We start from the raw sequence: 26,299 nt of genomic DNA, 5'->3' as shown, positions 1-26,299 counted from the left end.
CAGCTAGGCTGCGCTCTTTCGGACCAGGTCGTACGCCTCCCGCAGATCGCCCCCGGTGTAGGCATGGTGCGACAGCCCGGCCAGGTGCCGGTCGGCGTTGACCGCCACGGCGACCGGCACGGCCGCGAAGAGCTGCGCGTCGGACATCGAGTCGCCATAGGCCACACAGTCGGCCAGGCCAAGCCCGTACTCCTCGCAGAGTTGGCGCGCGATCCTCACCTTCGCCGCCGCGTCGAGAATGCCCGGCCGATGGATGGGCTCGGTGAACGGCACCGACGGCCAGCGAGAGCCATGGGTGGCATCCGCCCCCCAGTCGAGGAGCCGTTCGATGAAGAAGTCGGGGGACAGCGAGATGACGGCGCAACGCCCGCCCTCGGCGTGGATGTCCGCCCAGACCTCGCGAATGCCCGCCAGCCAGGGAGCCCCCTCGAAGGCGGCCGTGACCTGCTCTGCGGTCAGGGCGGACCAGAGTCCGTGGGCCTGGACCGCGAACTCGTCCGGCGTCATCCCGTCCAGGAGGTACCCCCGCTCCAAGGCGGCGATCTCCTCGCTGAGGCCGAGCTGTCGCGAGATCTCGACCGCGGCCGCCGACCCGCGGATCAGCGTGCCGTCGAGATCGAAGAGATGGAGCCTGCCTCGGTCCGTGGAGGTCGTCATGTACGCCGAGGCTAGTACGTGGGGTTACTCCCGCCGTCAGACGCGGCACGACAGGGCCGGGCGGCACGGTGTTTCACGTGAAACATCTCCAGCGGCCCGCTCGGCGGGCTCTCCTCGTCGTCCATGTCTCCGTCTCTGTCGCGTGGCTCGGCCTGAGCGTCGGACTACTCACGCTCGGCACCACGGCCTACACGACGGGCGACCCCACGCTCACCGAAGCCGCCTACCGCGCGATGAAGGTGTTCGCGGACTGGCTGCTCGCTCCGGTCGCCGTAGTGACCCTGGTCAGCGGGCTGGTGCTCTCCCTGGGAACTCCCTGGGGGCTTGCTCGGCACCGCTGGGTCTGGATCAAGTTCTGGATCACGCTCGCCACCGCGACCGCGACCGTCTTCGCGCTGCGTCCGGAGATCGAGCACGCGGCGGCCTCCGGTGTGGCCGACGCCAGCCTGGTGGCGGCGCCGACGGTCTCGACGGCGGCCTATCTCTTCATGACCGCGATCTCGGTGCTGAAGCCCTGGGGAATGACGCGTCGGGGGCGCCGGCTGCGGGTATCGGCCAGTTCCTCAAAACGGGTGGACGGACGATCACTGCGTGAGACAGCCTGAGCGACATGCCGACGTCGCTCACCCCGCTCGACCAGCTCCCCATCAGGATCCTCACCGCCGAGGACCTCACCGCCTGCGCGGATCTCTCCGAGGACCGGGGATGGCTGCGTGAGGAGCACAAGTGGAATCTCCTGCTGACCGCGGGGACCGGCTATGGCATCGACGACCCGGACGGCAAGGGGCTCGTGGCGGCCGGCGTGGTCACCTCGTACGGGCCCAAGCTGGCGGCGATCGGCATGGTGCTGGTGGCCGACCGATACGCCCGTCAGGGAGTCGGGCGCCGGCTGATGCGCCACGTGATCGCGGAGGCCGAAGACACCCCGCTCACGCTCCACGCGACCCCGAACGGACAGCCGCTCTACGAGCAGCTGGGTTTCGTCCAGACGGGCCGCGCCGAAATGCTCCTCGGCCACTTCACCGCGGCGGAACCGGCCCCTGAGGTCCGGACCCGCGCCGCCACCGCCGAGGACCTCCAGACGATCCTCCGCCTGGACACCGAGATCTTCGGCCTGGACCGCACCCATATGCTCACCCGCCTGCCGGCCTTCGCCGACCAGCTCCGCGTCGCCGAGGAAGGCGGCGAGATCATCGGCTTCGCGGCAGCGTGGCCGAACATGTCCACCCATGTCATCGGCCCCCTGATCGCCCGTGACACGGCGACCGCACAGGCGCTGGTCGCCTCCCTGGCCGCCGCCACGGACCGCCCGCTCCGCACGGACATCGATGTACGCCACACGGCCATGGTGAGCTGGCTCAAGGCGAACGGGCTCGCCCCGATCGCCTTCAACGCGGTCATGGTGCGTTCCGTGCCCGACCTGCCGGGTGACTGGAGCCGCCGGTTCGCGCCTCTCACCGTCGCAGCGGGATAAAGCCGAGTGATTGCACACGCGGGTTTTTTCGCCCTTCGTCTATCCTGGGAGTAGCCGCTCCGGACCAAGGAGAGACCATGACCGCGACCGACCCCGCTCTCACCGCCCTCGCCCAGGGCTGGTGCGCCCTCTCGCTGCTGCACGGCAGGATCGAATCCCACATCGAGCGCGCCCTGGAGTCCCGGCATGGACTGAGCGTGCGCGAGTACTCCCTGCTGGATGTGCTCAGCCGCCAGCACAGCGGCCCGGGCGGGCACCTCCAGATGAAGCAGGTCGCGGACGCCGTCGTCCTCAGCCAGAGTGCCACCACGCGTCTGGTGACCCGTCTGGAGGACCGCGGCCTCCTCACGCGCTACCTGTGCGCCACTGATCGGCGCGGCATCTACACCGATGTCACCGAGGCCGGCATGAAGCTGCTCACGGAGGCCCGTCCCACCAATGACGGGGCCCTGCGCGAGGCCCTCGACGAAGCGGCGAAGAACCCCGAGCTGGCCCCCCTGGTCCGTGTCGTCGAAGGTCTGCACGTCCCCGCCTGACCGGTGTTGCTTTCCGACCGCCTGACGGGCCGCGAGGCGTACCCTGCGCCCCATGAGCGATCTTGAAATACGGCCTGCCACCACGGGCGACCTGCCGGACATCGTCGCGATGCTCGCCGACGATCCCCTGGGCGCCCAGCGGGAGTCCCCCGACGACCTGACCCCGTACACCACCGCGTTCGAGCGGCTGGTCCAGGACCCCCACCAGCATCTGATGGTGGCCGTGCGCGGCGACACGGTGGTCGGCACCCTCCAGCTCACCATCGTCCCCGGGCTCTCCCGCCGGGGGTCCACGCGGTCGATCATCGAAGGCGTCCGCATCCACGCGCAGGAGCGGGGCACCGGCCTGGGAACCCAGCTCATCGAGTGGGCCGTCGAGGAGTCCCGCCGTCTGGACTGCCAACTCGTTCAGCTGACCTCCGACGCCACACGAACGGACGCCCACCGCTTCTACGAGCGGCTCGGGTTCGTGGCCACTCACCTGGGCTTCAAGATGAACCTCTGACCGGGGTAGGCAGTGGCCGAGACTGTGGACCTCGGCCACTGCGTTTCACGTGAAACATCCGGGCTCAGAGGCCGCGCCACCCGGCCTCGTCCACTCCACCCGGCACGGCGTCGCCCTGTTCGTACGGCTCGCGGGTGAAGACGAAGGACCCCAGGTCGAGGTGGCTCACCGAACCGTCCGGCCGCCGTACGGCCCGGAGGGTCTCCCCCAGGTAGTAGCCGTTGAGACCGACCCAGCCTCCGTCCGGCAGGGCCCGGAACGTCGCCCGTCGCCCAGGACCGCGCAGCGGTTCGAGGGTCACACTCCGATCCGGGCCGAGGCGCAGCCCGAACATGTACGTCCCCCAGTACCAGGGCCCGGTCAGCTCCAGCAGCTCCTGGTCCACCTCGGCCTCGGGGAGCGGCCGCCACGGCTCGGGGAAGCGAGGCTCGGCCTCCGCCACGATCTTTACGAGTTCGCCGGCCACGGCCGCCATCTGCGGCCCGGACGTGGCGTTGGCGAGGGCGACCGCCGCGACCCCGTCCTCGACACTCACCCAGAGGCAGGCGACGAAGCCCGGCAGCGATCCGGTGTGGCCGATCAGCATCCGGTCGTCCCAGCGCAGGAGCTGAACGCCCAGCCCGTAGCCACCTTCCCGGTCACCGGCGCCGGGCGCCACCGCCGGCGTACGCATCTCCTCGACCGAGGCCGCGCCGAGGACCCGGTCGTCGCCCTGCGCGAGGAACCCGGCGAAACGACAGAGGTCCTCGGCCGTCGACCAGAGCTGCCCGGCAGGTGCCATCAACCCCAGGTCCTCGGAGGGCTCGGGAAGCATCACATCGGCCCACGGGTGCACGGCCCAGCCACCGGCGTGCGGAGCGACCGGTCGGAGGCTCGTCCGCGTCAGGCCCAGCGGCTCCAGGATCTCACTGCGCAGCGCCTCCTCCCAGGACACCCCGCGCACCGCCTCGACCAGTGAACCGAGCAGCGTGTACCCGGGGTTGGAGTAGTGGTGGCGACGCCCGACCGGGTGGCGGAACGGCTCGTCACCGAGCACGTCGGCCAACTCGGGCCGTACCGTCCCGGGCGTCCGCTCCCACCACGGCGCGGGGGCCTCTGCGGCAAGCCCCGCGCTGTGCCCGAGGAGTTGGGCGATGGTCACCTCGCCGACGCCCGTGCCCGAAAGGTGCTTCTCCAGCGGGTCGTTCAGATCGAGGAGTCCTTCGTCGCGCAGGCGCATCACCAGGACGGCGGTGAACACCTTCGTGAGGGAGCCGATCCGGTACTGCGTGTCGGCGTCCGGGGCGTGCCCGTCGACACAGCTACGGGCTCCGCTCCACACCATCTTCCCGTCGCGGGCCACGGCCGCGACGAGCGAGGGGGATCGCCCCTCGGACTGGGCGACGGCGACACGGTGCAGCAGAGCCCGTTCGGTACTGGGAAGCAGAGCTTCGAAGGGTGAGGTCATGGAGCGATCCAACGCCGCGAGCGCGCGGGAGTCGACCACATTTCCCGTCGGATGCCCGCGCGGCGCGAAGCGATTTCAGCGCCCGGGGAGCCCCTTCGCTCGGCGTCTCAGCGCGCGGGAGCCCCCGGACGTGTCCCAGCACCGCGTCCCAGGCAGGGGCGTTCTCGCAGGTCAGACCCGTCTTGGCGTCCCAGCGTCCCTGATGCCCCGCCATCGCTTGCCCCGGCCTTCCTGGAACGGATTCTCTGGTGCCGAGCCGGACGGAACGCCGACCGGCCGCGGCCATCATCAGTCTCTGCACGGGGGCACCTCATGAAGCTCACGCACGCCACCCAGTCGCTCCTCACGGGCCTCACGCTCCTCAGCGCACTCGCTCTGACCGCCTGCGACAGCGACACCAGCGGCACGAACGCCTCACCCACCGGCTCCGCCTCCAGCGCCGCGACCGGTGGCAACGGCGGCTCGGACAAGCCCTCCAGCAGCAGCCCGGCAGGCACCAGCTCCCAGGGGAGCGGCAAGAGCGACGGCGGAGGCAACGGGAGCGGGGAAGGCAGCACCACGGGCACCGGCTCCCCCACCGGCAGGTCCATCGGCATCTGCCGCAGCGACGAGCTGGAGATCAGTGCCGTCGACAACACGATCGACAAGGCGGAGGGCGTCGTCACCGTCCAGTTCAAGAACGGTGGCGGCCGTGACTGCACCATCAACGGCTTCGCAGGCGTGGATCTGAAGACTGCGGCCGGCGACACCCTGTCCGTGGCCCGCAACGGCGAGAAGCCCGTGCGCACCGTCATCAAGGACGGCGAGTCCGCCGCCTTCAACATCGCGTTCCCGGTCAACAACTCGGGCGGTTCCGGTGTGCGCGTGGCCAAGATCCTCGTCACCCCGCCGAACGAGACGAAGACCGTCACCATCGACTGGCCCGCCGGCTCCCTCCCGGTCGACAACCCGGACTCCCCCAACCGCCCGCTCCAGATCAACCCGCTCGGGAAGGTCGGCTAGCCCCCACACCGGCCCCTCGTGGCCGGGACCGCCCCGGCCACGATGAGCTTCCGGCGCCGCGCCGGTCCACACGTGTGAGACCGACTCACGGGAGGCTGGCGCCATGCGGAAATTGATCTACGGCATGAACCTGAGCCTGGACGGCTACATCGCCGCGCCCGGCGATGACATCGGCTGGAGCGTGCCGAGCGACGAGCTGTTCCAGTTCTGGTCCGACCAGTTGCAGGCGACCGACCTGTCGCTGTACGGGCGCAAGCTGTGGCAGACGATGAGCTCCTACTGGCCGACCGGAGACCAACAGCCCGACGCCACCCCGGCGCATATCGAGTTCGCACGCCGCTGGCGGGCCATGTCGAAGGTGGTGTTCTCCTCGACGATCGACGAGGTCGACTGGAACACCCGCCTGGTCACCGGCGACGCGGTCGCCGAGATCGCCCGGCTCAAGGCCGAGGACGGCGGCCCGATGGACATCGGCGGCGCGACGCTCGCCGGGGCGGCCATGCGGGCCGGGCTGATCGACGAGTACGTGCTGGCCACCGCGCCGGTCCTGGTGGGCGGCGGCACGCCGTTCTTCACCGCCCTGGACAGCTGGGTGAACCTGAACCTGGTGGAGACGCGGACGCTTCCCGGCGGCGTGCTCCTGACCAGGTACGAGACGAGGCGCTGAGCCCCGTCCGGGGGGCAGCGCCATCTGAGGCCCTACCGGGCCTCGGTCACGTCTGTGCCATGTCGACGAAGCGGGAGTAGTGGCCCTGGAAGGCCACCGTGATGGTCGCCGTCGGGCCGTTACGGTGCTTGCCCACGATGATGTCCGCCTCGCCCGCCCGCGGTGACTCCTTCTCGTAGGCGTCCTCGCGGTGCAGCAGAATGACCATGTCGGCGTCCTGCTCGATCGAGCCGGACTCACGCAGGTCGGAGACCATTGGCTTCTTGTCGGTGCGCTGCTCGGGGCCACGGTTCAGCTGGGAGAGCGCGATCACCGGTAGTTCGAGCTCCTTGGCCAGGAGCTTGAGGTTTCGCGACATGTCCGAGACTTCCTGCTGCCGGCTCTCGGACCGCTTGGAACCGCCGGACTGCATCAGCTGCAGGTAGTCGATGACCACGAGCTTGAGCCCGGCGCGCTGCTTGAGCCGGCGGCACTTGGCGCGGATCTCCATCATCGACAGGTTCGGCGAGTCGTCGATGTACAGCGGGGCCTGGGAGACGTCCGGCATCCGTCGCGCCAGCCGGGTCCAGTCCTCGTCGGTCATGGTGCCGGAGCGCATGTGGTGCAGCGCGACCCGCGCCTCCGCCGAGAGCAGGCGCATCGCGATCTCGTTGCGGCCCATTTCGAGGGAGAAGATGACGCTGGGGAGGTTGTGCTTGATGGAACAGGCCCGGGCGAAGTCCAGGGCGAGCGTCGACTTACCCATGGCGGGTCGAGCCGCGATGATGATCATCTGGCCGGGGTGCAGCCCGTTGGTGAGCTGGTCGAGATCCGTGAAGCCGGTCGGCACACCGGTCATCTCGCCACTGCGCGACCCGATGGCCTCGATCTCGTCGAGCGCGCCCTCCATGATGTCGCCGAGCGGCAGATAGTCCTCGGTCGTGCGCTGCTCGGTGACCGCGTAGATCTCGGCCTGGGCCGAGTTCACGATCTCGTCGACATCGCCGTCGGCCGCGTATCCCATCTGCGTGATCTTGGTGCCGGCCTCCACGAGACGCCGCAGCACGGCGCGTTCATGGACGATCTCCGCGTAGTACGCCGCGTTGGCCGCGGTCGGCACCGACTGGACGAGGGTGTGCAGATAAGAGGCACCGCCGACGCGGGTGATCTCGCCGCGCTTGGTGAGCTCCGCGCCGACCGTGATCGGGTCGGCGGGCTCGCCCTTCGCGTACAGGTCGAGGATGGCCGCGTAGACCGTCTCGTGGGCGGGCTTGTAGAAGTCGTGGCCCTTGATGATCTCCACGACGTCCGCGATGGCGTCCTTGGAGAGCAGCATGCCGCCGAGGACGGACTGCTCGGCGTCGAGATCCTGCGGAGGGACTCGCTCGAAGCCGGACAGGCCGCTGTCCCACGGGCCGCTGCTGTCGCTGCCTCGGTCGTGCTGGTCCTCGCGGCCCCGACCGCGCCCACGGCCCTCGCCGCGGGGTCGCGTGACGGGGAGCCGGTCGCTCGGTCCGCTGTCGGTCCAGGGGTCGTCCAAGGGCTCAGGAATGCTCACCAAGCCACCTCCTCCCGTCCGCTCCGCGGACCTCGCCGTGCCACTCTTTCTTACGCCACGGCTCGGACAAACAAGAGGCTTTGACTCCGCTTCTGGCGCGTCGGGCGCCGGACCACGGTAGGCCCGCGGGCACCGTCAGCCAATCTGGTTATCCACAGGGCCTGTGGGTGAACGACCAGATGCTGTGGAGAACCCTGCCGAACCTGTGCACGGACCGGGGGACAGCCATGTGGACAAACTCATAGCGCCCCCCACAGCACCGCTCTGACCTGCGCGTCTTCCATCCACGGGCTGTGGGGGAGAAAAACTTTCCCCTGCGGACCAAGATCAGAACAAACGACGCACACACGAGGCTCCACAGCTCACCAAAGTAAGGATCACTTCGGCATTGCATCTCTTACCTGTGGAAGATTAGATTTGATCCATGACCCAGGCTCCCCCGACACCCAAGGCCGTCCGTCGGCAGCACGACCGCGAGATCATCTCCCTCGCGCTGCCGGCCTTCGGCGCACTCGTCGCCGAGCCACTCTTCCTGATGGTCGACAGCGCCATTGTCGGCCACCTCGGGACCCCCCAGCTCGCCGGTCTCGCCATCGCCGCCGCCCTCCTCACGACCGCGGTCAGTGTCTTCGTCTTCCTCGCCTACGCCACCACGGCCGCTGTCGCCCGGCGCGTAGGAGCCGGTGATCACAAGGCGGCCATCCGACAAGGCATGGACGGCATCTGGCTCGCGCTCCTCCTCGGAGCAGCGGTCGTCGCCGCCACGCTGCCCACGGCCCCATGGCTGGTCGACATCTTCGGAGCCTCCGACACGGCAGCCCCGTACGCCACCACGTATCTGCGGATCTCCATCCTGGGCATTCCCGCCATGCTCGTGGTCCTGGCCGCCACCGGCGTCCTGCGAGGCCTCCAGGACACCCGCACACCGCTGTACGTCGCCATCGGCGGCTTCACGGCCAACGCACTGCTCAACGTGGGTCTCGTGTACGGCGCCGGGATGGGCATCGCCGGCTCGGCCTGGGGCACGGTCATCGCCCAGTGCGCCATGGCCGCCGTGTACCTCGTCGTGGTCGTCAGAGGAGCCAGGCGCCACGGCGCCTCCCTGCGCCCCGACGCGGCCGGTATTCGCGCCAGCGCCCAGGCGGGTGTCCCGCTCCTCGTCCGTACCCTCTCGCTGCGCGCGGTCCTGATGATCGCCACCGCCGTCGCGGCCCGCATGGGCGACGCCGAGGTCGCCGCCCACCAGATCATCCTGTCCCTGTGGAGCCTGATGGCCTTCGCCCTCGACGCGATCGCGATCGCCGGGCAGGCCATCATCGGGCGCTACCTCGGCGCCGACGACGCCGACGGCGCCCGACAGGTCTGCCGCCGCATGGTCCAGTGGGGCGTGGTCTCCGGAGTCGCCCTGGGCGCGCTCCTCGTCCTGGCCCGCCCCCTGTTCATCCCGCTCTTCACCGGTGACACGACGGTCCAGGACACCCTGCTCCCAGCTCTGCTCGTCGTCGCGGTCTCCCAGCCGATCGCGGGAGTGGTCTTCGTCCTCGACGGCGTGCTGATGGGCGCGGGCGACGGCCCGTACCTCGCCTGGGCCATGCTGCTCACCCTGGCCGTCTTCGCTCCGGTCGCGCTCTTGGTCCCCACGCTCGGCGGCGGGCTTACCGCGCTCTGGTGGGCGATGACGCTGATGATGACCGTCCGCCTGCTGACGCTCTGGCTGCGCTCCCGCTCCGGCCGCTGGATCGTCACCGGCGCCACGCGCTGAATGTTTCACGTGAAACGCCCTGTTTCACGTGAAACGGCGGAAGGGCCGCACCCCGAGGGGTGCGGCCCTTCCGTACTGCTGAGAGCAGCGTTACGCGGCGACAACCTCGACGCCGAGCTTCGCGGCAACCTCGGGGTGCAGACGCACGGACACCTGGTGCGAGCCCAGGGTCTTGATCGGCGAACCGAGCTCGACGCGACGCTTGTCGACGTCGGGGCCACCCGCGGACTTGATCGCCGAGGCGATGTCGGCCGGGGTCACGGAGCCGAAGAGGCGGCCGGCGTCGCCGGAGCGAACGGCCAGACGCACCTTCACGCCCTCGAGCTGGGCCTTGATCTCGTTGGCCTGCTCGATGGTCGCGATCTCGTGGATCTTGCGGGCGCGGCGGATCTGCGCCACGTCCTTCTCGCCACCCTTGGTCCAGCGGATCGCGAAACCACGCGGGACCAGGTAGTTGCGAGCGTAACCGTCCTTGACGTCGACGACATCGCCGGCGGCACCGAGGCCAGAGACCTCGTGGGTCAGGATGATCTTCATTTTTCGGTCACCCTTCCCTTATCGCGCGGTGGACGTGTAGGGCAGCAGCGCCATCTCACGGCTGTTCTTCACGGCCGTGGCGACGTCACGCTGGTGCTGCGTGCAGTTGCCGGTCACGCGGCGGGCACGGATCTTGCCGCGGTCGGAAATGAACTTCCGCAGCATGTTCGTGTCCTTGTAGTCCACGTACGCGGTCTTGTCCTTGCAGAATGCGCAGACCTTCTTCTTAGGCTTGCGCACAGGCGGCTTCGCCATGGTGTTTCTCCTGTGTGATCAAGAAGTTTGGGTACGAGCCTCTTCGAGGGGAGTGCCCTAGAAGGGGGGCTCGTCCGAGTAGCCGCCGCCGCTGGAGTTTCCACCCCAGCTGCCTCCGCCGCCCTGCTGCTGGCCGCCGCCGGCCGGCGCGCTGGTCGCCCACGGGTCGTCGGCGGGAGCACCGCCACCACCCTGCTGGCCACCGCCGGAGTTTCCACCCCAGCTACCGCCGCCGCCCTGCTGCTGACCGCCGCCGTAGCCACCCTGGCCACCACGACCGGTGGTCTTGGTGACCTTGGCCGTGGCGTTCTTGAGGCTGGGGCCGACTTCCTCGACGTCCAGCTCGTAGACCGTGCGCTTGACGCCCTCGCGGTCCTCATAGGACCGCTGCTTCAGACGTCCCTGGACGACGACACGCATGCCGCGTTGAAGGGACTCGGCGACGTTCTCCGCCGCCTGACGCCAGACCGAGCAGGTCAGGAACAGGCTCTCGCCGTCCTTCCACTCATTGGTCTGACGGTCGAAGGTGCGGGGGGTGGACGCGATACGGAACTTCGCGACCGCCGCACCGGACGGGGTGAAGCGCAGCTCGGGGTCGTCGACAAGATTGCCGACGACCGTGATGACGGTCTCGCCTGCCATTGGATGAACCTCTCGGCGGGATTGCTTCTGGCTGCTTACTGCTACTCGAACCCGATGACCTCTGAGCTAGAAGCTCAGTGGGTCTCGGGACGGAGGACCTTGGTCCGGAGGACCGACTCGTTCAGGTTCATCTGTCGGTCGAGCTCCTTGACGACCGCAGGCTCGGCCTGCAGGTCGATGACCGAGTAGATGCCCTCGGGCTTCTTCTTGATCTCGTAGGCGAGACGACGACGGCCCCAGGTGTCGACCTTCTCGACCTTTCCGTTGCCCTCACGGACGACAGAAAGGAAGTTCTCGATCAGCGGGGAGACAGCGCGCTCCTCGAGATCGGGGTCGAGGATGACCATCACCTCGTAGTGACGCATGTGGAACCCACCTCCTTTGGACTCAGCGGCCACGGTCGTTCCGTGGCAGGAGGGTCGTGATGCGTAAGCAACGGTATCGGCCACCACTGACAACCCCCTCGACGAGCGAGGAGGGCGTCGGGGTCCTGGATGGACCTGGGCAGACACCGGTGCAGACCGTACAGAGTACCCGCACACCGGCTTCCGGTTGAAATCCGGTGGTGGGGGGACGCAATCTGTACACAACGGATGTCGGCGGCGCTACGATGCGCCGCCTTCCGGCAAGCACGCCAGGAGGTGCCCCATGGCACAGGCAATGCAACCCGACCCCGGACACTCCCTCCTCGCCACCGACGGCAAGCCTCACGTCCTCCAGGACACTCTGGTCGCAGTGACGCTCGTGCTCGGTGTGCTGGCCTTCATCACCGCGATGTTCCACCACCTGCACGTGCTGAGTTCCTGGGCAGGGCTGCTCGGGATCCTCACGGGTGCGTTCGGGCAGTTCATCTCCGTGACGACCCGGGAGCGCTTCGCGCTGATCGTCGGGCTCGGTGCCGCGGGCGTGGGTTTCTACCTCGGCATGTTCCACGGGGGTCTCGCCTGAGGCATCCGGGTCGATCGTCGGTCCGAGGGACACACGTCCCATCGGGGCGCTCCCCGGTCACAGTAGGCTTCGGCGCGAGAGCCGGAGCCCCTGAACCGATGGGGACACACCTGCCGAGGAGCGCCCCGCATGAGCCTGACCCTGAGGACCATCAGCCGTGAGCAGCATCTGGCATTCATCCAGAGCCAGCCCGCCGCGAGCCACTGCCAGGTCCCGGCGTGGGCTGATGTGAAGACCGAGTGGCGCTCGGAGAACCTGGGATGGTTCGACAAGTCCGGCGAACTCGTCGGCGCGGGGCTCGTGCTCTACCGCCAACTGCCCAAGATCAAGCGCTACCTGGCCTACCTGCCCGAGGGCCCGGTCATCAACTGGTACGCCCCGAACCTCGACGACTGGCTGCAGCCGATGCTCGCGCATCTCAAGCAGCAGGGTGCCTTCTCCGTGAAGATGGGCCCGCCGGTCGTCATCCGCCGCTGGGACTCGGCCGCCATCAAGTCCGGCATCCAGGACCCCGACGTGAAGCGTCTGAAGGACGTCGAGGCCACGCACATCGAGCCGCGTGCCTTCGAAGTCGCCGACCGGCTGCGGAAGATGGGCTGGCAGCAGGGTGAGGACGGCGGCGCCGGCTTCGGTGACGTCCAGCCCCGCTACGTCTTCCAGGTGCCGCTGGCCAACCGCTCGCTCGACGACGTCCTCAAGGGCTTCAACCAGCTGTGGCGCCGCAACATCAAGAAGGCCGAGAAGGCCGGTGTCGAGGTCGTCCAGGGCGGCTACGAGGACCTCGCCGAGTGGCAGCGTCTGTACGAGATCACGGCCGTCCGCGACCACTTCCGTCCGCGCCCGCTCTCGTACTTCCAGCGCATGTGGACCGTCCTCAACAACGAGGACCCCAACCGCATGCGGCTGTACTTCGCCCGCCACAACGGTGTGAACCTCTCCGCCGCGACCATGCTCGTCGTCGGCGGACACGTCTGGTACTCCTACGGAGCCTCCGACAACATCGGCCGCGAGGTCCGGCCCTCGAACGCGATGCAGTGGCGGATGCTGCGCGACGCCTACGCGATGGGCGCGACCGTCTACGACCTGCGCGGCATCTCGGACTCGCTCGACGAGACCGATCACCTCTTCGGCCTCATCCAGTTCAAGGTCGGCACGGGCGGTGAGGCGGTGGAGTACGTCGGCGAGTGGGACTTCCCGCTCAACAAGCTGCTGCACAAGGCGCTCGACATCTACATGTCGCGCCGCTGACGGCCCGGGCCCGACGCCCGTAACCTCGTACGTAGTCTCGTAGGTCTCGTACACACCTTTGATCCACCGCAGCCACCAGAAAGGTTCCGGGCCGGCCATGGCGCTCTCCCTCTACGTCGACACCGCTCGTTGGCGAGCGCACCAGAAGACCGTGATCGACCAGTTCCCGGGCCTGATTCCGGTCTGCAAGGGCAACGGCTACGGCTTCGGCCACGAGCGGCTGGCCGACGAGGCCTCGCGGTTCGGTTCGGACATGCTGGCCGTGGGCACCACGTACGAGGCCGCGAAGATCAAGGACTGGTTCGGCGGCGACCTGCTCGTCCTCACCCCGTTCCGGCGTGGCGAGGAGCCGGTGCCGCTGCCGGACCGTGTGATCCGCTCCGTGTCGTCCGTGGACGGCGTACACGCCCTCGTGGGCGCCCGTGTGGTCATCGAGTGCATGAGCTCGATGAAGCGCCACGGCATCCTCGAGGAGGACCTGGGACGGCTGCACGCCGCCATCGAGGACGTACGGCTGGAGGGCTTCGCCCTGCACCTGCCCCTGGACCGCACGGACGGCACCGACGCGGTCGAGGAGGTCATCGGCTGGATGGACCGGCTGCGGGCCGCCCGGCTGCCGCTGCACACCCTGTTCGTCAGCCACCTGCGGGCGCAGGAGCAGGCGCGGCTCCAGCAGCAGTTCCCGCAGACCCGGTTCCGCGCCCGGATCGGCACCCGGCTCTGGCTCGGCGACCACGAGGCCACCGAGTACCGGGGCTCCGTCCTGGACGTCACCCGCGTCGCCAAGGGGGACCGTTTCGGCTACCGCCAGCAGAAGGCCGCCTCCGACGGCTGGCTGGTGGTCGTCGCCGGCGGGACGTCGCACGGCGTGGGCCTGGAGGCCCCCAAGGCGATGCACGGCGTGATGCCGCGTGCCAAGGGCGTGGCCCGCGCCGGTCTGGCGACCGTGAACCGGAACCTTTCGCCGTTCGTCTGGGCAGGCAAGCAGCGCTGGTTCGCCGAGCCGCCGCACATGCAGGTGTCGATCCTCTTCGTGCCGGCCGACGCCCAGGAGCCGAAGGTCGGCGACGAGCTGGTGGCCCACCTGCGGCACACCACCACGCAGTTCGACCGCCTCGTCGAGCGCTAGGCCTCCAGCCTCGCCCCAGGAGCTCCTTCCGCCGGGACCCTGGAGACTCCCCACTCCACGCGCGGCCCCTCCACGGCCGGGGCCGCGTGCCGGGCGGGGTGGGCCGCCCTGCCCCGTACGAACACGTCCTCAGCACCGTCCAGGACACCTCCGGAGGGGTCGTCCGAGCCGTCCTGCCGCACCACGTCGCGCTCGGGCGCCAGAATGTCGCGGACGACCATGGCGCACAGGTACAGCGTGCCGAGCAGGTGCAGGACGATCGCGAAGTGGTAGCCGTCGGTCGGCAGCCCCTGCTTGTTGCCGCTGGTCGTGAAGGCCAGGTACGTCCAGATGCCCAGGAAGTACATGACCTCGCACGCCTGCCAGATCAGGAAGTCCCGCCAGCGCGGCCGTGCGAGGGCGGCGAGGGGGATGAGCCACAGCACGTACTGCGGCGAGTACACCTTGTTGGTCAGCACGAACGCGGCCACCATCAGGAACGCGAGCTGCACGAACCGGGGCCTGCGGGGTGCCGTCAGCGCCAGGAGAGCGAGTCCCGCGCCGACGAGCAGCATCAGCAGCATCGTGTACGTGTTCGCGCTGCCGGGCGTGATCTGCTCACCGGAGCGCTGGCTGATCAGCAGCCAGACCGAGCCGAAGTCGACGTTCCGTTCCTCGTTGAACGTGTAGAACTGCTTCCACCCCTCGGGCGCGAGCAGCATGACCGGCAGGTTCACCACGAGCCACGCACCGGCCGCGCCCATCAGCGCCGTACCGAACTCCCGCCAGCGCCCCGCGCGCCAGCACAGCAGGAGCACCGGCCAGAGGATCAGGAACGGATAGAACTTGGCGGCGATCGCGAGACCGAGCAGGGTGCCGAAGGCGAGCGGACGGCCGCGTGACCACATCAGTACGGCGACGGAGGTCAGCGCCACGGCCAGCAGGTCCCAGTTGATGGTGGCCGTGAGCGCGAACGCGGGGGCCAGCGCGACCAGGAGGGCGTCCCAGGGCCGACGGCGGTGCGTACGGGCCACGGAGACGGCCATGACGGCCGCGCAGAGCATCAGCATGCCCGCGTTGACCATCCAGTAGATCTGCTCGCGGTGCACCAGGTCGCCGCCACCGGGCGTGAGCCAGGACGCGACCTCCATGAACAGTCCGGTCAGGACCGGGTACTCCAGGAACTCTATGTCGCCGCTCAGCCGGTCGAAGTACGGCACCAGGCCCTCGGAGAACCCGCGTCCGACGAACAGGTGCGGGATGTCGGAGTAGCAGGCGTGGGTGTACTGCGACGTCGTGCCCCGGAACCAGGCCCACTCGTAGCAGGGGATCTTCTGCACCATGCCGAGCGCAAACATCCCGATGGCCACCAGCGCGATCACCCGCACCGGGGTGATCGCCCCGCCGCCGAGCAGCGCCCGGCGGCCGATGGGCCCGCCGATCAGTTCGCTGCCCGCCGCGGCGACCTCGTCGCGACGGGTGGGGCACACGATCGCGGGGTCCTGCGGCCGGTCCTGCTGTGGACCCGTCTTGTGGAGGCTCGGCATGGAGGACATCCTGCCGTACGGCCCTGAGAAACGGTGAGGGCCGCCGTACCCGGCGCCGTACATGTGTGTACGTGCCGGATACGACGGCCCTCAAGGCCTTGCCGGACGGAGTCCGGCGGGTGGCTCAGTCGCTGCCCAGCCAGCCGTTTCCGCCGCCCGGTCGCCCGGTGTTCCCTGTGTCCGTGGGTGTCGGTGATGTCGGTGTCGTCGGTGCCGTCGGTGTCCCGGTCTGGCCGCCGTCCTGCCCACCGTCCTGGCCACCGTTCTGACCGCCGTTGTCGTTGCACGGCCAGTCCCACACGTCACACGTCTTGCCCGAGCTCGGCGAGCCGCTGGGCGTCCGCGACGGCGTCTGAGAGGGGGTGACGGTCGCCGACGGCGTCTGCGACGGGGTGGCCGTCGGGGTCGGCGTCGGGCTGACGGCGCCACCACCGAAGACGGGCTCGGCGTCCAGGTCCTCCGGCTCGGGGAAGGACTCGACCTTCATGCCCTTCAGCGCGTCGGTCATGTAGTCGTTCCAGATCTGCGAGGGGAACGACGAACCGTGAATCTTGGGCTGGGCGCCGGTGCCGAACATCGACTCGAACTTGCGACCCTGCTTCGTCTCGTCGTCGTCGAAGCGGTACATGTCGATCGCGGTCGACAGGTTCGGCGTGTATCCCACGAACCAGGCGGAGTTGTTGCCGTCGGTGGTACCGGTCTTACCTGCCACGTCGCGGCCCGGGATGGCGGCCTTCCGGCCGGTGCCCTTCGGGTGCTCGACGACATCGCGGAGAACGTCGGTGACGTTGCTGGCGATGGCCGAGGAGAAGGCACGCTTGGGCTGCGGCTTGTACTTGTAGATGGGCTGGCCCTTCACCCTCACCTCCTTCACGGAGTACGGCTCGTTGCGCTCGCCGTTGTTCGCGAAGGTCGCGTACGCGCCGGCCATCCGGATCGCGCTCGGGTCGGAGATGCCGAGGGAGAACGACGGGACGTCGGCCTGGACCAGCGAGTTGTTGCGCAAGCCGGCCTTTACGGCCGTCTCACGGACCTGGTCGATGCCGACGTCCATACCGAGCTGTACATACGGCGAGTTGGCCGAACGGATCATCGCCTCGCGCAGGCTGATGGGGCCATAGTCGGCGTCGTCGTCGTTGACCTGCAGCCACTCCTTGCCGTTCTCGTCCTCCCAGATCGAGCCGTCGTATCGCTTGATCCGCAGCTTGTTCTTGCCGGAGTAGCGGCTCTTGTTCGGGTCGACGATCGTCCGGGTGGAGGCGTCCTGCTCCTCACCCTCCTTCGGGTCCCGTACGCCGTACTCCATGGCCGCGGCCAGCACGAACGGCTTGAACGTCGATCCGACCTGCGCACCGGTCTGGTCGGCGTTGTTGGTGAAGTGCTTGGTCGCGTCGGTGCCACCGTAGATGGCGACGATCGCACCGGTCTTCGGGTCGACCGAGGCACCGCCGAACTGGACGTGGGTGTCGGTCTTCGGCCGCTTCTTCGGATCGATGTGCTCGTCGTAGACCTTCTTGACGGAGTCCTCGAGCGCCTTGACCTTCTTCTTGTCGAAGGTCGTGAAGATCTCGTAGCCACCCTGAGCGAGTTGCTTCTCGTCCATCCCAGGATGGTTGTTGATGAAGTTGGCCTTGGCCGTGCTCACCAGGTAACCGATCTGGCCGGTCAGCTGGGCGTTCTTCTTCGGCGGCTGCACCTTCGGGAAGGTCGGGTACTTCGCCCGCTCCTGCGACGTGAGGTGGCCGTCCTTGACCATCTCGTCGAGGATCCACTGCCAGCGCTCCGTGGCCCGCTGCAAATTCGCCGCCGGTGTCGCCTTGGGGTCGATCTCGGTGGAGCCGGCGGGGTCGTAGTAGGTCGCGCCCTTGAGAAGCGAGGCGAGGAAGGCGCACTCGCTCGGGTTGAGGTCCTCGGCGTCCTTGCCGAAGTACGTCCGGGCCGCCGCCTGGATGCCGTAGGCGCCGCGCCCGTAGTACGCGGTGTTCAGGTAGCCCTGCATGATGTCGGGCTTCTCCATCTCGGCACCGACCTTGATGGAGATGAACAGCTCCTTGACCTTGCGGGACAGGGTCTGGCTCTGGTCGGCGAGCAGGCTGTTCTTCACGTACTGCTGGGTGATGGTCGAGCCACCCTGCGTCTGACCGCCCTTGGCCATGTTCCACACGGCACGGCCGATGCCCATCGGGTCGATGCCGGAGTCTTCGCGGAACGTCTTGTTCTCCGCCGACATCACCGCTTCCTGCATGGCCATGGGAATCTTGGCGATTCCGATGATCTGCCGGTTGACCTCACCACCGGTGGCGGCCATCTGGGTTCCGTCGGACCAGTAGTACACGTTGTTCTGCGCCTTGGCGGCCTCGTCCTCCTTGGGGATCGTCACCTGGGAGTACGCGACCGTCGCGGCGCCCATCAGGAGGCCGAGGAAGGCCAGGCAGAGCCCCGAGACGAGCTTCCAGGAAGGCACCCAGCGGCGCCAGCCGTACTTGTCGTGGCGCGGGTAGTCGATCAGCCGCTTCTTGCCCGGCGGGCGGCCACCCCCACGGCCGCGGCCCGGGCCGCCGCCCTGGCCGCCGCCCCCGCCACCACGCCGGCCACCACCGTGTCCGCCGTGTCCGCCCGCACCGCCGTCGGGCGCACGCCGACGGCTTCCGCGCTGGGCGGCACGGCGAGCCTCGGCCCGCCCGCCGTAGGGGCGCTCCTCTTCTCCGTACCCTGACGAAGGGGAGCCGGTGCTGACATCCCGTCCCTGAGCCGACCGGCGGCCCATGGGCTGCTGGGCAGCGCGCCGGGCCGCCGCACGGCCGCCACTCGGCGGCTGCGACTGCGGCATTTTGCGACGATGCTCGCTCATCGAACGACTACTCCTCGGGCAGGCGCGTACGCCTGGAAGCGGCAGTTGAGTTCCGGTCCCCCCGAAATGCGCACGGCCTGACCTCACCAAAGGCCCCTCCGTACCGCAGCCGATCACCCAGATCACTGACGCCCTGCGGCGTCGCTCGGTTCCAGGTGGTCTGCATGCCGCAAGACTACGCACGGCCAAAACCCACCTAGGGTCGAAGTTCACCCCAAATCAGGCAAGTCGCTCGCTGTGAATTGACGATGTGACGCCGGTCACTGTGGCCCCACTTGTCGCAGCAGTGCGGCCGTTCTATCGTCTGGATGTATCGAGTCGATACATCAGCACGGCATAAGGCACCCCGAAGCAGAGGAGGGCGACGGATGAGCAGACGCTCGGGAATCCTCGAATTCGCCGTCCTCGGCCTGCTCCGTGAAGCCCCGATGCACGGGTACGAGCTGCGGAAGCGGCTCAACACCTCGCTGGGCATCTTCCGGGCCTTCAGCTACGGGACCCTCTATCCCTGCCTCAAGACGCTGGTCGCCAGCGGCTGGTTGATCGAAGAGCCGGGCAGCGCCCCCGAGGACGCTCTCGCCGCTTCACTCGCAGGACGCCGAGCCAAGATCGTCTACCGGTTGACGGCCGAAGGTAAGGAGCACTTCGAAGAGCTCCTCTCCCACACCGGCCCGGACACCTGGGAGGACGAGCACTTCGCCGCCCGCTTCGCCTTCTTCGGCCAGACCGAGCGCGAGGTGCGGATGCGGGTGCTGGAAGGCCGCCGCAGCCGGCTGGAGGAGCGCCTGGAGAAGATGCGCGCCTCTCTGGCCCGCACGCGCGAACGCCTCGACGACTACACCCTTGAGCTGCAGCGTCACGGAATGGAGTCCGTGGAGCGCGAAGTGCGCTGGCTGAACGAGCTCATCGAGAGCGAGCGGGCGGGACGGGATCAGCGATCCGGCCCCGACGCCCCTGAGGGCGCCGCTCAGCAGGACAACGAATCTGGAGAAACGGGCGGCCTGCCCCGGCACGGGGGCAGTACCCGGCCGGATCCGTCCGACGACACCGCCAAGTGAATCCCTGCATCCCGCAGGGCTTCCACGATCACACAGGGAGCAACCGGAATGGGTTCGGTTCGCGTAGCCATCGTCGGCGTGGGCAACTGCGCCGCCTCGCTGGTGCAGGGCGTCGAGTACTACAAGGACGCCGACCCGGCGTCCAAGGTGCCCGGCCTGATGCACGTCCAGTTCGGCGACTACCACGTCGGTGACGTCGAGTTCGTCGCCGCCTTCGACGTCGACGCCAAGAAGGTCGGCCTCGACCTCTCGGACGCCATCGGCGCCAGCGAGAACAACACCATCAAGATCTGCGACGTCCCGAACACGGGCGTCACGGTCCAGCGCGGCCACACCCTGGACGGGCTCGGCAAGTACTACCGCATGACGATCGAGGAGTCCGCCGAGACCCCCGTCGACGTCGTGCAGGTCCTCAAGGACAAGCAGGTCGACGTGCTCGTCTGCTACCTGCCCGTGGGCTCCGAGGAGGCCGCGAAGTTCTACGCCCAGTGCGCCATCGACGCCAAGGTCGCCTTCGTCAACGCCCTCCCGGTCTTCATCGCCGGCACCAAGGAGTGGGCGGACAAGTTCACCGAGGCCGGTGTCCCGATCGTCGGTGACGACATCAAGTCCCAGGTCGGCGCCACCATCACGCACCGCGTGATGGCGAAGCTGTTCGAGGACCGCGGCGTCCGGCTTGAGCGCACCATGCAGCTCAACGTCGGCGGCAACATGGACTTCAAGAACATGCTCGAGCGCGACCGCCTCGAGTCGAAGAAGATCTCGAAGACCCAGGCCGTCACCTCGCAGATCCCCGACCGCGAGCTGGGCGAGAAGAACGTCCACATCGGTCCGTCGGACTACGTGGCGTGGCTGGACGACCGCAAGTGGGCGTACGTCCGCCTTGAGGGCCGCGCCTTCGGCGACGTTCCGCTGAACCTGGAGTACAAGCTCGAGGTCTGGGACTCCCCGAACTCGGCCGGTGTCATCATCGACGCGCTGCGCGCCGCGAAGATCGCCAAGGACCGCGGCATCGGTGGCCCGATCCTCTCCGCGTCCTCGTACTTCATGAAGTCCCCGCCGGTGCAGTACTTCGACGACGAGGCCTTCGCCAACGTCGAGAAGTTCATCAAGGGCGAGGTCGAGCGCTAAAGCGCTGATCCACTTCGTCGATCGAGGGTCCCCGGTCTTTCGCCCGGGGGCCCTCTTCGTATGTGAGTCTTGCTGCCATGCCCGTCGTACGTGATCTGCGCGTACTCCTGCGCCTGACGAACTTCCGCCGTCTCCTCACCGTCCGCCTGCTCTCCCAGTGCGCCGACGGCGTCTACCAGGTGGCGCTGGCCACGTACGTCGTCTTCTCGCCCGAGAAGGAGACCTCGGCCGCGGCCATCGCCTCCGCCATGGCCGTGCTGCTCCTTCCGTACTCCATGATCGGGCCCTTCGCCGGAGTACTGCTTGACCGCTGGCAGCGCCGCCAGGTCTTCCTCTACGGCAACCTGCTCCGGGCCCTCCTCGCCTGCGGTACCGCCGTCCTGATGCTGGCCTCCGTGCCCGACTGGCTCTTCTACGCCTCCGCCCTGTCGGTGACGGCTGTCAACCGCTTCGTCCTCGCCGGACTCTCGGCCGCGCTGCCCCGGGTCGTGGACGCCGAGCGGCTGGTCGTCGCCAACTCCCTGTCCCCGACCGCCGGCACCGTGGCCGCGACGGCGGGTGGCGGTCTGGCCTTCGGGATCCGGCTTCTCTCCGAGGACTCCGACGCGGCGGTCGTCCTGTTCGGCGCTCTCCTCTATCTCTGCTCGGCACTGGCCTCCCTGCGGATGCCCCGCGAGCTCCTGGGCCCCGACCTCGAGGTGGCGCAGCCCCGACTGGGCGCCGCCCTTGCCTCCACGGCACGCGGGCTCATGGCCGGACTGCGCCATCTGGCCGAACGGCGGCCTGCGGCTCGCGCGCTGGCAGCGGTGACGCTGATGCGCTTCTGCTACGGGGCGCTCACAGTGACGGTGCTGATGCTCTGCCGCTATGCCTTGAGTTCCACGGAGTCCGAGGGGCTCGCGCTGCTGGGGCTCGCCGTCGCCACCTCTGGGGCCGGGTTCTTCATTGCCGCCCTCGTGTCCCCCTGGGCGATCGGACGGCTCGGTCCGTTCGGCTGGATGACCGCCTGCGCGGCCTCGGCAGCCATTCTGGAGCCGGCACTAGGGCTGCCCTTCGCGCAGACACCTCTGCTGATCGCGGCCTTCCTCCTCGGGCTCGTCACCCAGGGCGCCAAGATCGCGACCGACACGGTCGTCCAGATGTACGTGGACGACACCTATCGCGGACGGGTCTTCGCCCTCTACGACACGCTCTTCAACGTCGCCTTCGTGGGCGCGGCCGCGGTCGCGGCGCTGATGCTGCCACCCGACGGCCGGTCCATCCCCGTCGTGGTCATGGTCGCCGTGATGTACGCCGCGATCGCCCTGATGCTGGGTCGCCGACGGCAAGAGGGGTGATGTTTCACGTGAAACATCACCCCTCCCTGACGCGGCCTCGTCGATGTTTCACGTGAAACATCGACCGCCCCGACTCAGCCCTGGGTCGCCCACCACTCCTTGAGCGCCGCGACGGCCGCCTCGTGTTCCATAGGCCCATTCTCCAGGCGCAGCTCCAGCAGGTACTTGTACGCCTGCCCAACAGCCGGCCCGGGACGGATGCCGAGGATCTCCTGGATCTGGTTGCCATCCAGGTCGGGCCGGATCGAGTCCAGCTCCTCCTGCTCCTGGAGCTGCGCGATCCGCTCTTCCAGGCCGTCGTAGGCGCGCGAGAGAGCTCCGGCCTTGCGCTTGTTCCGCGTCGTGCAGTCCGAGCGTGTCAGCTTGTGGAGCCGCGTGAGGAGAGGGCCCGCGTCACGGACATAGCGACGGACGGCGGAGTCGGTCCACTCACCGGTCCCGTATCCGTGGAAGCGCAGGTGCAGCTCCACCAGACGCGAGACGTCCTTGATCATGTCGTTCGAGTACTTCAGGGCCGTCATGCGCTTCTTGGTCATCTTCGCGCCGACCACCTCATGGTGGTGGAACGAGACACGGCCGTCCTTCTCGAAGCGGCGGGTGCGCGGCTTGCCGATGTCGTGCAGCAGCGCGGCAAGGCGCAGCACCAGGTCGGGCCCGTCCTCCTCCAGGTCGATCGCCTGGTCGAGGACGGTCAGGGAGTGCTCGTAGACGTCCTTGTGCCGGTGGTGCTCGTCGCTCTCCAGCCGAAGGGCCGGCAGCTCCGGCAGCACGTACGCGGCGAGGCCGGTGTCGACGAGCAGGCCCAGTCCCTTGCGAGGGTGGGCGGAGAGCAGCAGCTTGTTGAGCTCGTCACGGACCCGCTCCGCGGAGACGATCTCCAGACGTTCGGCCATCTCCGTCATCGCCGTGACGACCTCGGGGGCCACCTCGAAGTCGAGCTGGGCCGCGAAGCGGGCGGCGCGCATCATGCGCAGGGGGTCGTCCGAGAACGACTCCTCCGGCGTTCCGGGGGTGCGCAGCACCCGCGCGGCGAGGTCGTCCAGGCCGCCGTGCGGGTCGACGAACTCCTTCTCCGGCAGGGACACGGCCATGGCGTTGACAGTGAAGTCACGCCGGACGAGGTCCTCTTCGATGGAGTCGCCGTAGGAGACCTCGGGCTTGCGCGAGGTGCGGTCGTACGCCTCGGAGCGGTACGTGGTCACCTCGATCTGGTAACCGCTCTTCTGGCAGCCGACCGTGCCGAAGGCGATCCCGACCTCCCAGACCGCGTCGGCCCACGGGCGGACGATCTTGAGGACGTCCTCCGGTCGGGCATCGGTCGTGAAGTCGAGATCATTGCCGAGCCGTCCGAGCAACGCGTCCCGCACCGAGCCACCGACCAGCGCGAGGCTGAACCCTGCCTCCTGGAATCGGACGGCGAGGTCGTCGGCGACAGGGGATACGCGCAGTAGTTCACTGACCGCGCGGCGTTGCACGTGGCTCAGTGCAGTCGGGGTGTCTTCGTTGGCGTTCGGCACAACAGAAAAGGGTACGTGCCCCGGCCCAGGGCAGCGTCACCGTTTTCCCCCTGGAGCGACCCCCCTGTCCCCATCGGCTGGAGCAGTCCCCGGCACTTGCCCCCGGCGTGCCTCGTTACCATGCGTGGACACAGCAACGGGGAACCACCGACACCACTGATACGACGAGGACGGGCGAACGCGTGGCCGAGGCGGCAGACATCCAGGGGACCCTTCCCTCACCTGCCCGCCGGTGGCTGCGGCGGACGGCGTCTCTCGTTGCCGGAGCGCCGCTGATTGCGGGGCTCCTCCAGGGCGCCGTGGCTCCGTCGGCCATCGCCGCCGAAGACGCGACCGGCTCACGCACCGTCGATGTGTCTCTCGACACGCTCGCACCGAGCGCGCCGGTGGAGGGTGACACGGTCACGCTCTCCGGAACAGTGACCAACGAGAGCAAGCAGACCGTGACCGATGCCACGGTGGACGTCAGGGTCGGCCCTCGGATGACGAGCCGGAGTGAGATCGAGCAGGTCTCGGGCCGGACCGGCTACCGGCCTGGGAGCGACCCCGCTCCCCTCGGTGGCGGCTACACGGTCAAGATCCCCCGGCTTGCGGCGGGGATCAGCCAGGAGTTCAAGCTCGCCGTCCCCGTCGACAAGCTGGGCCTCGACGACGAGGGCGTCTACCAGGTGGGTGTTTCCCTCTCCGGTCAGACCTCCTCACAGGCCGGGCAGCACGTGCTCGGGATCGAGCGGACCTTCCTGCCCTACCAGCCCGAGGCGACGGAGAAGAAGACCCAGCTCACCTATCTCTGGCCGCTGATGTCTTCGGCCCATGTGTCGGCCGAGACCGGGACCGACGACCAGCAGACGCCGGTCTTCGAGAACGACGATCTGGCGGCCGAGCTCGCGCCCGGCGGGCGCCTGGACCACATGGTCACGCTGGGCAAGGAGCTTCCCGTCACCTGGGTGATCGACCCGGACCTGCTGGCCACGGTCGATGCCATGACACGGAGCTACCAGGTCAAGCAGGGCACAGGCACGGTCCCCGGGAGGCGTCAGGCCGTCGCCAAGCAGTGGCTGGACGCGCTGCAGAGGGCCGTCGTGGGACGCAAGGTCGTCGCGCTGCCGTTCGCCGATCCGGACATCGCCTCGCTCGCCCACCGCGGCAAGGACGTCCCCGGCTCGCTGAGTCACCTCCAGCCGGCGACGGAGCTGGCCGGGTCGACCGTGGAGACCATCCTCCATGTGAAGCCGTCCACCGACTTCTCCTGGCCCGTGGACGGGGCCGTCGACCCCTCGATCATGGATGTCGCGACCTCGGCCGGTGCCCACAAGGTGATCGCCCGCAGCGACAGCTTCCAGGACGACCTCCCGTACACCCCGACGGCGGCTCGCCCGATCGGCGGCGGGACCACCGCCGTCGTCAGTGACGCCTACCTCTCGACGGCCTTCGAGGGCGACATGCTGCCCGCGGGGAACTCCACCCTCGCCGTCCAGGAGTTCCTGGCCCACTCGCTCGCGGTCACCCTGGAACAGCCCGACCAGCAGCGCAGCGTCGTGGTCGCCCCCCAGCGGATGCCGACGACGTCGCAGGCGCAGACCATGGCGACGGCGCTGCGCGGACTGTCGAGCCGACGCTGGACGGAGCCCCTCGATCTGATCGCGGCCGCCTCGGTGAAGCCCGACCCGGACGCCAGCACCACAGTGCCGAGCGCTTCCCGCTATCCGCAGCAGCTGCGCAAGCAGGAACTTCCGGTCGAGGCCTTCCGCGACATGAAGGACACCCGTGCGGATCTGGACGACTTCAAGGTCATCCTCACCCAGCCCGACCGTGTGGTGACGCCCTTCGGCAACGCGATCAGCCGGGAGATGTCCACGTCCTGGCGCGGCCAGGCTCCTGCGGCCTCTCTGTACCGGATCACCGTGCATGAGTACCTCAAGAACCTCACCCGCGAGGTACAGCTGGTCGAGAAGTCGGACCTCACGCTCTCCGGCCGTAGCGCCACCATCCCGGTGACCGTCCAGAACAAGCTGCTCCAGGGCGTGGACGACCTCGTCCTCAGGCTGACGTCCGAGAACAAGACCCGACTGAAGCTCAACGACGGTGCCCCGGTCGCCGAACTCCCGGTCAAGATCGGCGCCGGACACAGCCAGTCCGTGAAGTTCGAGGCCTCGGCCAACGCCAACGGTCCGGTGCCGATGACGGCCCAGCTGTTCACCAAGGACGGCACGCCGTACGGACAGCCGATGCACTTCACCGTGAAGGTCTCCGAGATCACCCCGACCGTGATGCTCGTCATCGCCGGCGGCGTGCTGCTCCTGGTCCTTGCCGGAGCGCGGATGTACACCCAGCGCAAGCGCGCGGCCGGCCGGAACGCCGAAGCGGATGCTCTGGAGGACGCCGAAGCGGAGGCCCCGGAGGAGGCCGATCCCGAGCAGCCGAGTGACCCGACACCGGACACCGCCCACGAAAGCGGCGACCCGTCCGGCCCGGGTGAGAAAGTGGACCGTTGAGCGATGTCGTGGCCGGTCGGCCGGGGACGATGAGGTGG

General features: G+C 68.6%; 24 protein-coding genes. 14 read left to right on the top strand and 10 right to left on the bottom strand.

Features of this window, described 5'->3' with window-relative positions; genetic code table 11:
• Window positions 1-3: 3 nt before the first annotated feature.
• Window positions 4-657: an HAD family hydrolase gene (locus ACWF79_RS16585; RefSeq protein ID WP_453728810.1), complete on the bottom strand. Its 654-nt coding sequence runs from the start codon at window positions 655-657 to the stop codon at window positions 4-6.
• Between the two features lie 77 nt (window positions 658-734).
• Between ACWF79_RS16585 and ACWF79_RS16580 the strand changes: the two genes are divergently transcribed.
• The 4 genes from ACWF79_RS16580 to ACWF79_RS16565 all read left to right on the top strand — a co-directional run bounded on the left by ACWF79_RS16580 (window position 735) and on the right by ACWF79_RS16565 (window position 3,172).
• Window positions 735-1,262, top strand: a complete 528-nt coding sequence (locus ACWF79_RS16580) for a DUF2269 domain-containing protein (RefSeq protein ID WP_453728809.1) — start codon at window positions 735-737, stop codon at window positions 1,260-1,262.
• A gap of 5 nt (window positions 1,263-1,267) precedes the next feature.
• A complete protein-coding gene (locus tag ACWF79_RS16575; RefSeq protein WP_453728808.1) occupies window positions 1,268-2,131 on the top strand; it encodes a GNAT family N-acetyltransferase in 864 nt (287 codons plus the stop codon).
• A gap of 77 nt (window positions 2,132-2,208) precedes the next feature.
• A complete protein-coding gene (locus tag ACWF79_RS16570; protein ID WP_453728807.1) occupies window positions 2,209-2,667 on the top strand; it encodes a MarR family winged helix-turn-helix transcriptional regulator in 459 nt (152 codons plus the stop codon).
• Between the two features lie 52 nt (window positions 2,668-2,719).
• Complete coding sequence (locus ACWF79_RS16565; protein WP_453728806.1) at window positions 2,720-3,172, top strand: N-acetyltransferase family protein; 453 nt, start codon at window positions 2,720-2,722, stop codon at window positions 3,170-3,172.
• Between the two features lie 64 nt (window positions 3,173-3,236).
• On the opposite strand, the gene ACWF79_RS16560 is transcribed toward ACWF79_RS16565, so the two are convergent.
• Complete coding sequence (locus ACWF79_RS16560; protein ID WP_453728805.1) at window positions 3,237-4,619, bottom strand: serine hydrolase domain-containing protein; 1,383 nt, start codon at window positions 4,617-4,619, stop codon at window positions 3,237-3,239.
• A gap of 312 nt (window positions 4,620-4,931) precedes the next feature.
• Here ACWF79_RS16560 and ACWF79_RS16555 point away from each other — a divergent pair, with 312 nt between their 5' ends.
• Together ACWF79_RS16555 and ACWF79_RS16550 are read left to right on the top strand one after the other, a co-directional pair.
• Complete coding sequence (locus tag ACWF79_RS16555) at window positions 4,932-5,621, top strand: DUF4232 domain-containing protein (RefSeq protein WP_453728804.1); 690 nt, start codon at window positions 4,932-4,934, stop codon at window positions 5,619-5,621.
• 103 nt (window positions 5,622-5,724) lie between these two features.
• Window positions 5,725-6,288 carry a dihydrofolate reductase family protein gene (locus tag ACWF79_RS16550; protein WP_453728803.1) on the top strand — a complete coding sequence of 188 codons (564 nt, stop codon included), beginning with the start codon at window positions 5,725-5,727 and terminating at the stop codon, window positions 6,286-6,288.
• Window positions 6,289-6,334: 46 nt separating this feature from the next.
• Here ACWF79_RS16550 and dnaB read toward each other — a convergent pair whose 3' ends face one another.
• Window positions 6,335-7,825: a replicative DNA helicase gene (gene dnaB, locus ACWF79_RS16545; protein WP_453728802.1), complete on the bottom strand. Its 1,491-nt coding sequence runs from the start codon at window positions 7,823-7,825 to the stop codon at window positions 6,335-6,337.
• Window positions 7,826-8,249: 424 nt separating this feature from the next.
• Here dnaB and ACWF79_RS16540 point away from each other — a divergent pair, with 424 nt between their 5' ends.
• Window positions 8,250-9,587 (top strand): MATE family efflux transporter, encoded by a 1,338-nt coding sequence (locus ACWF79_RS16540; RefSeq protein ID WP_453728801.1) that lies wholly within the window; start codon window positions 8,250-8,252, stop codon window positions 9,585-9,587.
• Window positions 9,588-9,677: 90 nt separating this feature from the next.
• Here the strand turns inward: ACWF79_RS16540 and rplI are convergent, their stop codons facing one another.
• The 4 genes from rplI to rpsF form a co-directional block, all read right to left on the bottom strand.
• Window positions 9,678-10,124 carry a 50S ribosomal protein L9 gene (gene rplI / locus ACWF79_RS16535; protein ID WP_137994544.1) on the bottom strand — a complete coding sequence of 149 codons (447 nt, stop codon included), beginning with the start codon at window positions 10,122-10,124 and terminating at the stop codon, window positions 9,678-9,680.
• Window positions 10,125-10,142: 18 nt separating this feature from the next.
• Window positions 10,143-10,379: a 30S ribosomal protein S18 gene (rpsR, locus tag ACWF79_RS16530; RefSeq protein WP_005315025.1), complete on the bottom strand. Its 237-nt coding sequence runs from the start codon at window positions 10,377-10,379 to the stop codon at window positions 10,143-10,145.
• A 57-nt stretch (window positions 10,380-10,436) separates the two neighbouring features.
• Complete coding sequence (locus ACWF79_RS16525) at window positions 10,437-11,021, bottom strand: single-stranded DNA-binding protein (RefSeq protein WP_453728800.1); 585 nt, start codon at window positions 11,019-11,021, stop codon at window positions 10,437-10,439.
• 74 nt (window positions 11,022-11,095) lie between these two features.
• Window positions 11,096-11,386 (bottom strand): 30S ribosomal protein S6, encoded by a 291-nt coding sequence (gene rpsF / locus ACWF79_RS16520; protein WP_004950685.1) that lies wholly within the window; start codon window positions 11,384-11,386, stop codon window positions 11,096-11,098.
• A 283-nt stretch (window positions 11,387-11,669) separates the two neighbouring features.
• Between rpsF and ACWF79_RS16515 the strand changes: the two genes are divergently transcribed.
• From ACWF79_RS16515 to ACWF79_RS16505, 3 genes are all read left to right on the top strand, one after another.
• Window positions 11,670-11,969: a hypothetical protein gene (locus tag ACWF79_RS16515; RefSeq protein ID WP_453728799.1), complete on the top strand. Its 300-nt coding sequence runs from the start codon at window positions 11,670-11,672 to the stop codon at window positions 11,967-11,969.
• Window positions 11,970-12,098: 129 nt separating this feature from the next.
• On the top strand, window positions 12,099-13,217 hold the full coding sequence (locus ACWF79_RS16510; protein ID WP_453728798.1) for a lipid II:glycine glycyltransferase FemX: 1,119 nt from the start codon (window positions 12,099-12,101) through the stop codon (window positions 13,215-13,217).
• A 97-nt stretch (window positions 13,218-13,314) separates the two neighbouring features.
• A complete protein-coding gene (locus tag ACWF79_RS16505; protein WP_453728797.1) occupies window positions 13,315-14,346 on the top strand; it encodes an alanine racemase in 1,032 nt (343 codons plus the stop codon).
• Here ACWF79_RS16505 and ACWF79_RS16500 read toward each other — a convergent pair.
• Together ACWF79_RS16500 and ACWF79_RS16495 are read right to left on the bottom strand one after the other, a co-directional pair.
• Window positions 14,343-15,872 carry a glycosyltransferase family 87 protein gene (locus ACWF79_RS16500; protein ID WP_453728796.1) on the bottom strand — a complete coding sequence of 510 codons (1,530 nt, stop codon included), beginning with the start codon at window positions 15,870-15,872 and terminating at the stop codon, window positions 14,343-14,345. The genes ACWF79_RS16505 and ACWF79_RS16500 overlap by 4 nt on opposite strands.
• A gap of 124 nt (window positions 15,873-15,996) precedes the next feature.
• Window positions 15,997-18,723 carry a transglycosylase domain-containing protein gene (locus ACWF79_RS16495; RefSeq protein ID WP_453728795.1) on the bottom strand — a complete coding sequence of 909 codons (2,727 nt, stop codon included), beginning with the start codon at window positions 18,721-18,723 and terminating at the stop codon, window positions 15,997-15,999.
• A gap of 368 nt (window positions 18,724-19,091) precedes the next feature.
• Between ACWF79_RS16495 and ACWF79_RS16490 the strand changes: the two genes are divergently transcribed.
• The 3 genes from ACWF79_RS16490 to ACWF79_RS16480 all read left to right on the top strand — a co-directional run bounded on the left by ACWF79_RS16490 (window position 19,092) and on the right by ACWF79_RS16480 (window position 22,249).
• Window positions 19,092-19,781, top strand: coding sequence for a helix-turn-helix transcriptional regulator (locus tag ACWF79_RS16490; RefSeq protein WP_453728794.1), 690 nt, complete (start codon window positions 19,092-19,094; stop codon window positions 19,779-19,781).
• Window positions 19,782-19,829: 48 nt separating this feature from the next.
• The gene (locus ACWF79_RS16485) at window positions 19,830-20,912 is read left to right on the top strand and encodes an inositol-3-phosphate synthase (RefSeq protein ID WP_453728793.1); all 1,083 of its coding nucleotides are present in this window, start codon (window positions 19,830-19,832) and stop codon (window positions 20,910-20,912) included.
• A 77-nt stretch (window positions 20,913-20,989) separates the two neighbouring features.
• A complete protein-coding gene (locus ACWF79_RS16480) occupies window positions 20,990-22,249 on the top strand; it encodes an MFS transporter (protein WP_453728792.1) in 1,260 nt (419 codons plus the stop codon).
• 74 nt (window positions 22,250-22,323) lie between these two features.
• Here ACWF79_RS16480 and ACWF79_RS16475 read toward each other — a convergent pair whose 3' ends face one another.
• Window positions 22,324-23,766: a CCA tRNA nucleotidyltransferase gene (locus tag ACWF79_RS16475; protein WP_453728791.1), complete on the bottom strand. Its 1,443-nt coding sequence runs from the start codon at window positions 23,764-23,766 to the stop codon at window positions 22,324-22,326.
• A 182-nt stretch (window positions 23,767-23,948) separates the two neighbouring features.
• Here ACWF79_RS16475 and ACWF79_RS16470 point away from each other — a divergent pair, with 182 nt between their 5' ends.
• Entirely contained in the window at window positions 23,949-26,261 is a 2,313-nt protein-coding gene (locus ACWF79_RS16470) for a DUF6049 family protein (protein WP_453728790.1), read from the top strand.
• The last annotated feature ends 38 nt before the right edge of the window (window positions 26,262-26,299 follow it).

It is taken from the genome of Streptomyces sp. NPDC054975 (assembly GCF_053609105.1).
This window is presented reverse-complemented; position numbering and strand designations above follow the sequence as displayed.

Excerpts from the sequence above, each read along its gene's own strand:
- ACWF79_RS16550 (WP_453728803.1), top strand. The coding sequence starts at position 5,725 with ATGCGGAAATTGATCTACGGCATGAACCTGAGCCTGGACGGCTACATC.
- ACWF79_RS16500 (WP_453728796.1), bottom strand. The coding sequence starts at position 15,872 with ATGCCGAGCCTCCACAAGACGGGTCCACAGCAGGACCGGCCGCAGGAC.
- ACWF79_RS16540 (WP_453728801.1), top strand. The coding sequence starts at position 8,250 with ATGACCCAGGCTCCCCCGACACCCAAGGCCGTCCGTCGGCAGCACGAC.
- rplI (WP_137994544.1), bottom strand. The coding sequence starts at position 10,124 with ATGAAGATCATCCTGACCCACGAGGTCTCTGGCCTCGGTGCCGCCGGC.
- ACWF79_RS16510 (WP_453728798.1), top strand. The coding sequence starts at position 12,099 with ATGAGCCTGACCCTGAGGACCATCAGCCGTGAGCAGCATCTGGCATTC.
- ACWF79_RS16490 (WP_453728794.1), top strand. The coding sequence starts at position 19,092 with ATGAGCAGACGCTCGGGAATCCTCGAATTCGCCGTCCTCGGCCTGCTC.
- ACWF79_RS16575 (WP_453728808.1), top strand. The coding sequence starts at position 1,268 with ATGCCGACGTCGCTCACCCCGCTCGACCAGCTCCCCATCAGGATCCTC.
- ACWF79_RS16525 (WP_453728800.1), bottom strand. The coding sequence starts at position 11,021 with ATGGCAGGCGAGACCGTCATCACGGTCGTCGGCAATCTTGTCGACGAC.
- ACWF79_RS16485 (WP_453728793.1), top strand. The coding sequence starts at position 19,830 with ATGGGTTCGGTTCGCGTAGCCATCGTCGGCGTGGGCAACTGCGCCGCC.
- ACWF79_RS16515 (WP_453728799.1), top strand. The coding sequence starts at position 11,670 with ATGGCACAGGCAATGCAACCCGACCCCGGACACTCCCTCCTCGCCACC.
- rpsR (WP_005315025.1), bottom strand. The coding sequence starts at position 10,379 with ATGGCGAAGCCGCCTGTGCGCAAGCCTAAGAAGAAGGTCTGCGCATTC.
- ACWF79_RS16560 (WP_453728805.1), bottom strand. The coding sequence starts at position 4,619 with ATGACCTCACCCTTCGAAGCTCTGCTTCCCAGTACCGAACGGGCTCTG.
- ACWF79_RS16570 (WP_453728807.1), top strand. The coding sequence starts at position 2,209 with ATGACCGCGACCGACCCCGCTCTCACCGCCCTCGCCCAGGGCTGGTGC.
- ACWF79_RS16555 (WP_453728804.1), top strand. The coding sequence starts at position 4,932 with ATGAAGCTCACGCACGCCACCCAGTCGCTCCTCACGGGCCTCACGCTC.
- rpsF (WP_004950685.1), bottom strand. The coding sequence starts at position 11,386 with ATGCGTCACTACGAGGTGATGGTCATCCTCGACCCCGATCTCGAGGAG.
- ACWF79_RS16495 (WP_453728795.1), bottom strand. The coding sequence starts at position 18,723 with ATGAGCGAGCATCGTCGCAAAATGCCGCAGTCGCAGCCGCCGAGTGGC.
- ACWF79_RS16565 (WP_453728806.1), top strand. The coding sequence starts at position 2,720 with ATGAGCGATCTTGAAATACGGCCTGCCACCACGGGCGACCTGCCGGAC.
- ACWF79_RS16505 (WP_453728797.1), top strand. The coding sequence starts at position 13,315 with ATGGCGCTCTCCCTCTACGTCGACACCGCTCGTTGGCGAGCGCACCAG.
- ACWF79_RS16585 (WP_453728810.1), bottom strand. The coding sequence starts at position 657 with ATGACGACCTCCACGGACCGAGGCAGGCTCCATCTCTTCGATCTCGAC.
- ACWF79_RS16480 (WP_453728792.1), top strand. The coding sequence starts at position 20,990 with ATGCCCGTCGTACGTGATCTGCGCGTACTCCTGCGCCTGACGAACTTC.